Source organism: Rhizobium sp. R635 (genome assembly GCF_002211285.1).
Classification (GTDB): Bacteria; Pseudomonadota; Alphaproteobacteria; order Rhizobiales; family Rhizobiaceae; genus Rhizobium.
On the sequence record NZ_LOKX01000003.1, the window covers coordinates 202,098 to 209,294 of the forward strand.

Sequence of the window (7,197 nt, forward strand, 5' to 3'; positions counted from 1 at the left end):
TCCTTGCGCATCATTCCGCGGCCAGTTCGCCGCGGCCTTCCATGAAATCAGGGAACCACGATTCATGGGCATCGCGCAATTGCTGAATCGGCAGCGAGATGAGATCGCCGACGACGAGTGCGGCTCCCCCGACCGTGCCGAGACGGCGGAAGGGAACGCCGGCTCCTTCGGCGTTGGCGCAGACGAAATCGGCGACATCGGCCGGCACCGTCAGCACGTAACGGGCCTGGTCTTCACCGAAGAGCAGCGCATGCGGCGCACCCTTGCATTCGCCGAGATCGATCGTCAGGCCCTTGTCCGATGCCATGGCCATTTCGGCGAGAGCGACGGCAAGGCCGCCCGAGGAAATGTCGTGGCAGGCGGTCGCCTGGCCGTTGCGGATGACGGAGCGGACGAAATCGCCGTTGCGGCGCTCGGCGAACAGATCGACCTCAGGTGCGGGACCTTCGCGGCTGGAAAGCACGTCTCTCACATAGACGGACTGGCCGAGGTGGCTGCCGTCCACGCCGATCATGATGACCTTGTCGCCGTCATTGGCGCTGCCGATGCGGGCCATCTTGCGCCAGTCCGGCAGCAGGCCTACGCCTGCGATCGTCGGGGTCGGCAAGATGGCGACGCCGTTGGTCTCGTTGTAGAGCGAGACGTTGCCGGAGACGATCGGGAAGTCGAGCGCGCGGCAGGCTTCGCCGATGCCTTTCACCGCCTGAACGAACTGGCCCATGATTTCAGGCTTTTCGGGGTTGCCGAAGTTGAGATTGTCGGTGGCGGCGAGCGGCTCGGCGCCGGTCGCGGTGATGTTGCGCCAGCATTCGGCAACCGCCTGCTTGCCGCCCTCGAAAGGATCGGCCTCGACATAACGCGGCGTGACGTCCGAGGAGAAGGCGAGCGCCTTGCTTGGATGGCCGTCGACGCGCACGACGCCGGCATCGCCGCCCGGAAGCTGCAGCGAATTGCCCTGGATCAGCGTGTCGTACTGTTCATAGACCCAGCGGCGGCTCGACTGGTTGGCGGAGCCGACGAGCTGGAGCAGCGCCTGGCCGTAATCCTGAGGTGCGGCGACGAGGTTGGCGGGCAGGGGGGCCTGTTTGCCGGATTCGCGCCAGGGGCGATCATATTCCGGCGCCTGGTCGCCGAGATCCTTGATCGGCAGGTTGGCGACTTCCTCGCCCTGATGCACGACGCGGAAGCGCAGGTCATCGGTGGTCTTGCCGACGATGGCAAAATCGAGGCCCCACTTGACGAAGATCGCTTTGGCTTGCTCTTCCTTTTCCGGCTGCAGCACCATGAGCATGCGCTCCTGGCTTTCCGAGAGCATCATCTCATAGGCGGTCATGCGCTCTTCACGCACCGGCACCTTGTCGAGTTCGAGCAGGATGCCGAGATCGCCCTTGGCGCCCATTTCGACGGCCGAGCAGGTGAGGCCGGCGGCACCCATGTCCTGGATGGCGATGACGGCGCCGGTCTGCATCAGCTCAAGGCAGGCTTCGAGCAGGCACTTTTCGGTGAAGGGGTCGCCGACCTGAACGGTCGGGCGCTTCTCCTCGATCGATTCGTCGAATTCGGCCGAAGCCATCGTCGCGCCGCCGACGCCGTCGCGGCCGGTCTTGGCGCCGAGATAGACAACCGGGAGGCCCACGCCCTTGGCTTCGGAGAGGAAGATGGCGTTCGATTTCGCGATACCGGCGGCAAAGGCGTTGACGAGAATGTTGCCGTTGTAGCGTGCATCGAACTCGACTTCACCGCCGACCGTCGGCACGCCGAAGGAGTTGCCGTAGCCGCCGACGCCGGAGACGACGCCGGAGACGAGGTGGCGGGTCTTCGGATGATCCGGCTCGCCGAAGCGCAGCGCGTTCATCGCGGCGATCGGGCGCGCGCCCATGGTGAAGACGTCGCGCAGGATGCCGCCGACGCCGGTCGCCGCACCTTGGTACGGTTCGATATAGGAGGGGTGGTTGTGGCTCTCCATCTTGAAGACGACGCAATCGCCGTCATCGATATCGACCACGCCGGCATTCTCGCCCGGGCCCTGGATGACGCGCGGCCCCTTGGTCGGCAGCGTGCGCAGCCACTTCTTCGAGGATTTGTAGGAGCAGTGCTCGTTCCACATGGCCGAGAAGATGCCGAGCTCGGTGAAACTCGGCTCGCGGCCGATCAGGTCCAGGATGCGCTGGTACTCGTCCGGCTTCAGGCCATGGCTTGCGATGAGTTCCGGCGTGATCGGGATGGTGTTTGGAATGGTCATGAGCGGAAAGTCCCTGGCGCGTTTTGCGCTGTCTTTAGCTCATGTAGCGGCGGCGCGCGACAGGAAAATGCCCGCCGTCAACAGAGGGTGGGCAGAGTGTTCCAATAAAAGATCAGATGATCAGAACTTGTAGCCGACCTGCAGGCCGGCGCGCGTCATGCCGTCGTTAGGTCCGTCGCAGAGATTGGCATGGGAGGAATGGGCAATTTGGGCCATCACATTCCAATTGCGGGTGAAACGATAACCGGCGCCGACATATTCGTGGAAGAGGACGCGGCAGCCGAGTCCAGGGCCGTCATCATCTTCATCGAGATCGCCGGTATGGATGACGCCGCCGAAACCGGCTTCGGCAAAGAGCTTCTCGTTGAAATCGACCGTCCAGGTGAAGCCGGTGAAGAATTGCGTGGCTTCGCCCGATGTGCCGATCGAGGTGCCGACATGGACCCGCGGATGCAGCAGCCGCTGCCAGCCGACCGTCTCATCATAGCCGAAGGGATCGAAGAGGGCGGTAATTTCGGGAAAAACGCCGTTTTCCCGGGAGTGGCCCGATTGTACCGAGGCCGAGGCGCCGAAGCGCAATTCGTCGAATATTTGTTCACCTGCACTTGCAGAGTTGGCCATGGCAAAAAAGCCCATAACCGTCCCTACTGACGCAATACCCAAGAAGCGCAGAACGACCTTGTTGAAGTCGATCTTCATCCGCTGTCCTTTGATTCCCTCACCCAAGGAGGAATGACAAAGAGGTAGCATGGCAGGCAGAGGGGTAAAGAACCGCGATTCAACGCCGATATTTTTTCGGAACTATGACGTGTATTTGCAACAGGTCATATTTCGCCGTCATAGGCGGAGCCGCCATTTTCCAAGAGACGGCGCAGGATCATCAGGCCCGAGATCAGCTCCTGTCCTGTTTTCGGCGAGGAGAAACCGACGCGAACACGGTGATAGGTTTTTTCGCCACGCGCCGTCTTGAACTCGTCCTCGTCGTCGACCAGCACGCCGTCGCGGAAGGCGGCATTCTTGAAGGTGCCGGACATCCAAGGCTCAGGGAGCTTCAGCCAGAGGAAGGGCGCATGCGGGTGCGATTCGAAATCGAAACCCTGCAAATACTCGCGGGCGAGCTGGGTACGGCGGGCAAGCTCCTCAACGCTCGACTTGCGGATCTCGTGCGCGGCGCCGCTTTCGACGAGCCGTGCACAGGTCTCCGCCAGGATGAACGGCAGGCCGCCCGTGATCATCCTGTGCGTTACCTTGATGCGCTGCGCGAAATGCGGCGGGCAGGCAACCCAGCCGCCGCGCACGCCGGCGGCGACCGATTTCGACAGGCCGTTGACGAGAAAGGTGCGATCGGGCGCAAGTGCTGCAAGCAGCGGCGTATCGTCATCGGCCATGCCGCCATAGAGATCGTCCTCGATCAACCAGACGCCATGCTTCCTGGCGATGCCGGCGATCGCGGCACGCCGCTCATAGGGCATGATCGCCACCGTCGGGTTATGGACCGTCGGCATCAGGAAGGCGAGCTTCGGGTGCTGCTGCTGGCAAAGCCGCTCGAAATCCTCGGGGATCATGCCGAATTCATCGGAATCGACCGTCACCGTGCGGCGACCAAGAAGGCGGGCGCTGCGACTGACCTGGGTGTAGCTGAGATTCTCGAAGACGATCTTGTCGCCCGGAGCCGAGACGGCGCCGATAACGGCGATCGCCGCCGCATGGGCGCCGAGCGTCGGGACGATATTTTCGACGTCCGGCGTCCAGCCGCTGCGGGCAAGCCAGCGACGTCCGGCTTCGAACCAGTTCGGCGGGAAACTCCGGGAGTAGGAGGAGATCTCCGCCAGATGCTGTTCGCCGATCTCCGCGAGAACGCCCGATATGATCTTGCCCTGGCCGAGGTCGGGAGCAGCAGTGGTATCGAAGCGGATCTTATTGGCAGGCGCATCCTGGAAGCGGGTGCCGCCAAGCGAGACGGTCAATGGATCGCTCTGTTCGCCGGGCGGGGTCTCGGAACGGTTCAGCACATAGGTGCCGCGCCCGACTTCGCCCGCGACCAGGCCGCGCTCGTGCACCAATGCATAGGCGCGCCCGATCGTGCCGATCGTCACGCCGATGTCATAGGCAAGGTTGCGCTGCGGCGGCAACTTGCTGCCGGCGGGCAGGGCGCCGCTCGATATGGCGGATTCGATGCTGTCGGCGAGCCGGAGATAGACCGGCCCGGAGCCGCGTGAAAGATCAGGAAGCCAATTTGTCATGGTGACAATTGCTTATATTGTCACATTGTATCTGTCAAGATTAAGAGTCAATTCCAACGGATCGCCGAAAGGATTCCTGGAATGTCTGCTTTGCCTGAAATCAAAATGCCAATTGTACCAATTGCCTCCTTCGAAGACAGAAGAGTGATTGCCTCGCCGGCCGAGCCAGCCGAGGCGACGCGTCTCGGCCGAATCTGGGCGGCTATTCTTCTCTGGCATGAGAAGCGGGAAGGTCGGCGCGCATTGAGAGGCCTGACGGCGGGCGAACTCAAGGATATCGGTGTGTCACAGTCCGATGCGGCCCGTGAGGTCGGCAAGTCTTTCTTTTGGGATTAAGCCTGGCGTGCAAAGATTTGCAGCGGTTCACCGTTCTGTCGTCGGTCGAGGATTGCCAGGGACGATGGAACGGTGACGGCTCGAAGCCTTGCCCGGGAAACGCGAGCAACTGCCCCAATCGCGAGGCACGAGGTAGCGAGCTTACGTTAGTGACGGGAAATTTGCTGCTTATTAGCCACACCCACTTAAAAATGCAGGAAACACAAGCACCCCCATGGTGCCTTACCTCTGCGTGAGCTACATCTCCACAAACAACCGCAGCAGGTTCCGCACTCGCGATAAATCCGCAGCTTTGAGGGGAATAATTCCGCGTATGGATGGCGTCATTTCGCAGCATCTGGACTCCGGTCTTCGTGCGCCCTGCGGGATTGCTGCGTTCTATCGAATTGCTGCCGACGCGGCTCAATTGCGGCGCGACTTGACGTTGAAGGGATGCTCGTCCCGGGCCGATGGCATTCAGAGAGCCGCCAAGATTATCAGGCTCAAGGCGCGTCTCGCGGATAAGGTCACGGAGGAACGGCTTCGAACCATGCCGATCCCCCCTATCGTCAAACCACGCAGCGGATCCTTTCAGGTGTTCGCCGGGTTGAATCCGTCAGGGAAGTACAGACCTGTCGATCCGATGACGCGCGTTAATCGCGAAGTTACTCCGTCGGATATACGCGTTAGCGCATTGGCCCGAAAATCGGAATCGATTTTCGGAAAGCACGATTTGAAGATTGAAAATGTAGAGCGTTCTTTGGCGTCCGACAGGACGCAGGGCGCTCTGGTAGAGCAGCATAGGCAAACGGGGATCCGATGACAGGCATTATTACCTCCACGAAGGATGTGTTCTTGACGGGGGATAAGAAAATTGACGGGCTTCTCAGCGGCATTGCCTGGGACGGCACGATAACCTATGCGTTTCCCACTCTCTCGACATCGTATTCCTATAGCGGCGAGAAAGATTTCGATTTCTCGTCGATTTCCTCGCAACAGCAATCTGCAGCTTTGTTTTTTATGGAGCAATCCTATGGAAACGCGGCAAATGACGGTTTTTCGGTAGAGGGGTTTACGAACGCCAATTTCACGGCGGGAAGCGCCGATACCGCAACCGTGCGGTTCGCTCAGTCGTCCCTGCCTTCGACGGCATGGGGCTACTATCCGGACTCTAGCAACAGCGGCGGTGATGTCTGGTTCGGGACGGAATATGCCGGTACGGAATCCGATTATCGCTATCCGGAGTTCGGCAACTATGCGGGACACACCCTGGCGCATGAGCTCGGTCATGCTCTCGGGCTGAAACATGCTCACGAACCGGATTTTTTCTACAATCCCACGGTCGTTCCGCGTGCCTACGATTCGGTCGAATATACGATCATGACCTATCGTACATATGTCGGAGACAGTACGAGCGGCGGGTACAAGTACGAGGCTGACGGCGCGCCACAGACCTTCATGATGCTCGACATCGCCGCCCTGCAGGAAATGTATGGTGCAGACTACACCACGAACAGCGGCGATACCGTCTATAAGTGGAATCCGAACGAAGGTGTCACCTATGTCGACGGGGTTGCGGCCATCACCCCTGATGCCAACCGGATCTTCGCGACAATCTGGGACGGCGGCGGTATCGATACCTATGATTTGAGTGCTTATACCACCGCCCTCAATATCGATCTGCGAGCGGGGGGATACTCGGTCTTTTCCCAAAGCCAGCTAGCCGATCTGTGGGGTGGTCCGAACGATGGCTATGCCCGCGGCAACATTTTCAACGCGCTTCTTTATAACGGCAACCTTGCGTCGTTGATCGAGAATGTTCAGGCCGGCTCCGGCAGCGACAATATTGTAGGCAACGAGGCGAACAATACGTTATGGGGCAATGCTGGAAATGATTCGCTTTATGGTGGTGCCGGCAATGATACATTGATCGGCGGTGCTGGTTCCGACTGGATGGTGGGCGGCGTGGGCAACGACCTCTATGTTGTCGACGATACCTTCGATTCTGTGATCGAGTTCGGGAACGAGGGGACGGACACGGTCCAGACGGCGCTTTCAAACCATGCGCTCGACAGCAATGTCGAGATCCTGATCTACACGGGATCGGGCAATTTCACGGGCACCGGCAACGCGGTCGCCAACACGATTACCGGCGGCGCCGGCAATGATGTCCTGAATGGCGGGTATGGCGCCGACACTCTGATTGGTGGAGTGGGCGACGACACCTATGTCGTCGACAATGTCGGCGACGTCGTCGTCGAGAATACCGACGAGGGTATCGACACGGTTCGCGCGCTGGCAAACTATACGCTCGGCAGCAATGTCGAGAACCTCACCTACATCGGCACGGCAGCCTTTACCGGAACCGGCAATGGGCTCGACAACGTTATAACCGGC

General features: G+C 60.3%; 6 protein-coding genes. 3 read left to right on the plus strand and 3 right to left on the minus strand.

What is annotated here, in order from left to right; genetic code table 11:
* Positions 1-10: 10 nt before the first annotated feature.
* The 3 genes from purL to ATY78_RS04880 all read right to left on the minus strand — a co-directional run bounded on the left by purL (position 11) and on the right by ATY78_RS04880 (position 4,485).
* The gene (gene purL, locus ATY78_RS04870; RefSeq protein WP_088681208.1) at positions 11-2,242 is read right to left on the minus strand and encodes a phosphoribosylformylglycinamidine synthase subunit PurL; all 2,232 of its coding nucleotides are present in this window, start codon (positions 2,240-2,242) and stop codon (positions 11-13) included.
* Between the two features lie 120 nt (positions 2,243-2,362).
* A complete protein-coding gene (locus tag ATY78_RS04875; protein WP_088681209.1) occupies positions 2,363-2,941 on the minus strand; it encodes an acyloxyacyl hydrolase in 579 nt (192 codons plus the stop codon).
* A 125-nt stretch (positions 2,942-3,066) separates the two neighbouring features.
* The gene (locus tag ATY78_RS04880; RefSeq protein WP_088681210.1) at positions 3,067-4,485 is read right to left on the minus strand and encodes a PLP-dependent aminotransferase family protein; all 1,419 of its coding nucleotides are present in this window, start codon (positions 4,483-4,485) and stop codon (positions 3,067-3,069) included.
* Positions 4,486-4,566: 81 nt separating this feature from the next.
* Here ATY78_RS04880 and ATY78_RS04885 point away from each other — a divergent pair, with 81 nt between their 5' ends.
* The 3 genes from ATY78_RS04885 to ATY78_RS04895 all read left to right on the plus strand — a co-directional run.
* Positions 4,567-4,821 carry a DUF1127 domain-containing protein gene (locus ATY78_RS04885; RefSeq protein WP_088681211.1) on the plus strand — a complete coding sequence of 85 codons (255 nt, stop codon included), beginning with the start codon at positions 4,567-4,569 and terminating at the stop codon, positions 4,819-4,821.
* Positions 4,822-5,035: 214 nt separating this feature from the next.
* Positions 5,036-5,623 carry a hypothetical protein gene (locus tag ATY78_RS28780; RefSeq protein WP_245313487.1) on the plus strand — a complete coding sequence of 196 codons (588 nt, stop codon included), beginning with the start codon at positions 5,036-5,038 and terminating at the stop codon, positions 5,621-5,623.
* A partial coding sequence (locus tag ATY78_RS04895; protein WP_190237391.1) for a M10 family metallopeptidase occupies positions 5,620-7,197 on the plus strand: 1,578 nt, incomplete at its 3' end. The genes ATY78_RS28780 and ATY78_RS04895, both read left to right, overlap by 4 nt.

Bases quoted from the DNA above. Each gene is read 5' to 3' on its own strand.
- purL (WP_088681208.1), bottom strand. From the start codon at position 2,242: ATGACCATTCCAAACACCATCCCGATCACGCCGGAACTCATCGCAAGC.
- ATY78_RS04875 (WP_088681209.1), bottom strand. From the start codon at position 2,941: ATGAAGATCGACTTCAACAAGGTCGTTCTGCGCTTCTTGGGTATTGCG.
- ATY78_RS04885 (WP_088681211.1), top strand. From the start codon at position 4,567: ATGTCTGCTTTGCCTGAAATCAAAATGCCAATTGTACCAATTGCCTCC.
- ATY78_RS28780 (WP_245313487.1), top strand. From the start codon at position 5,036: ATGGTGCCTTACCTCTGCGTGAGCTACATCTCCACAAACAACCGCAGC.
- ATY78_RS04880 (WP_088681210.1), bottom strand. From the start codon at position 4,485: ATGACAAATTGGCTTCCTGATCTTTCACGCGGCTCCGGGCCGGTCTAT.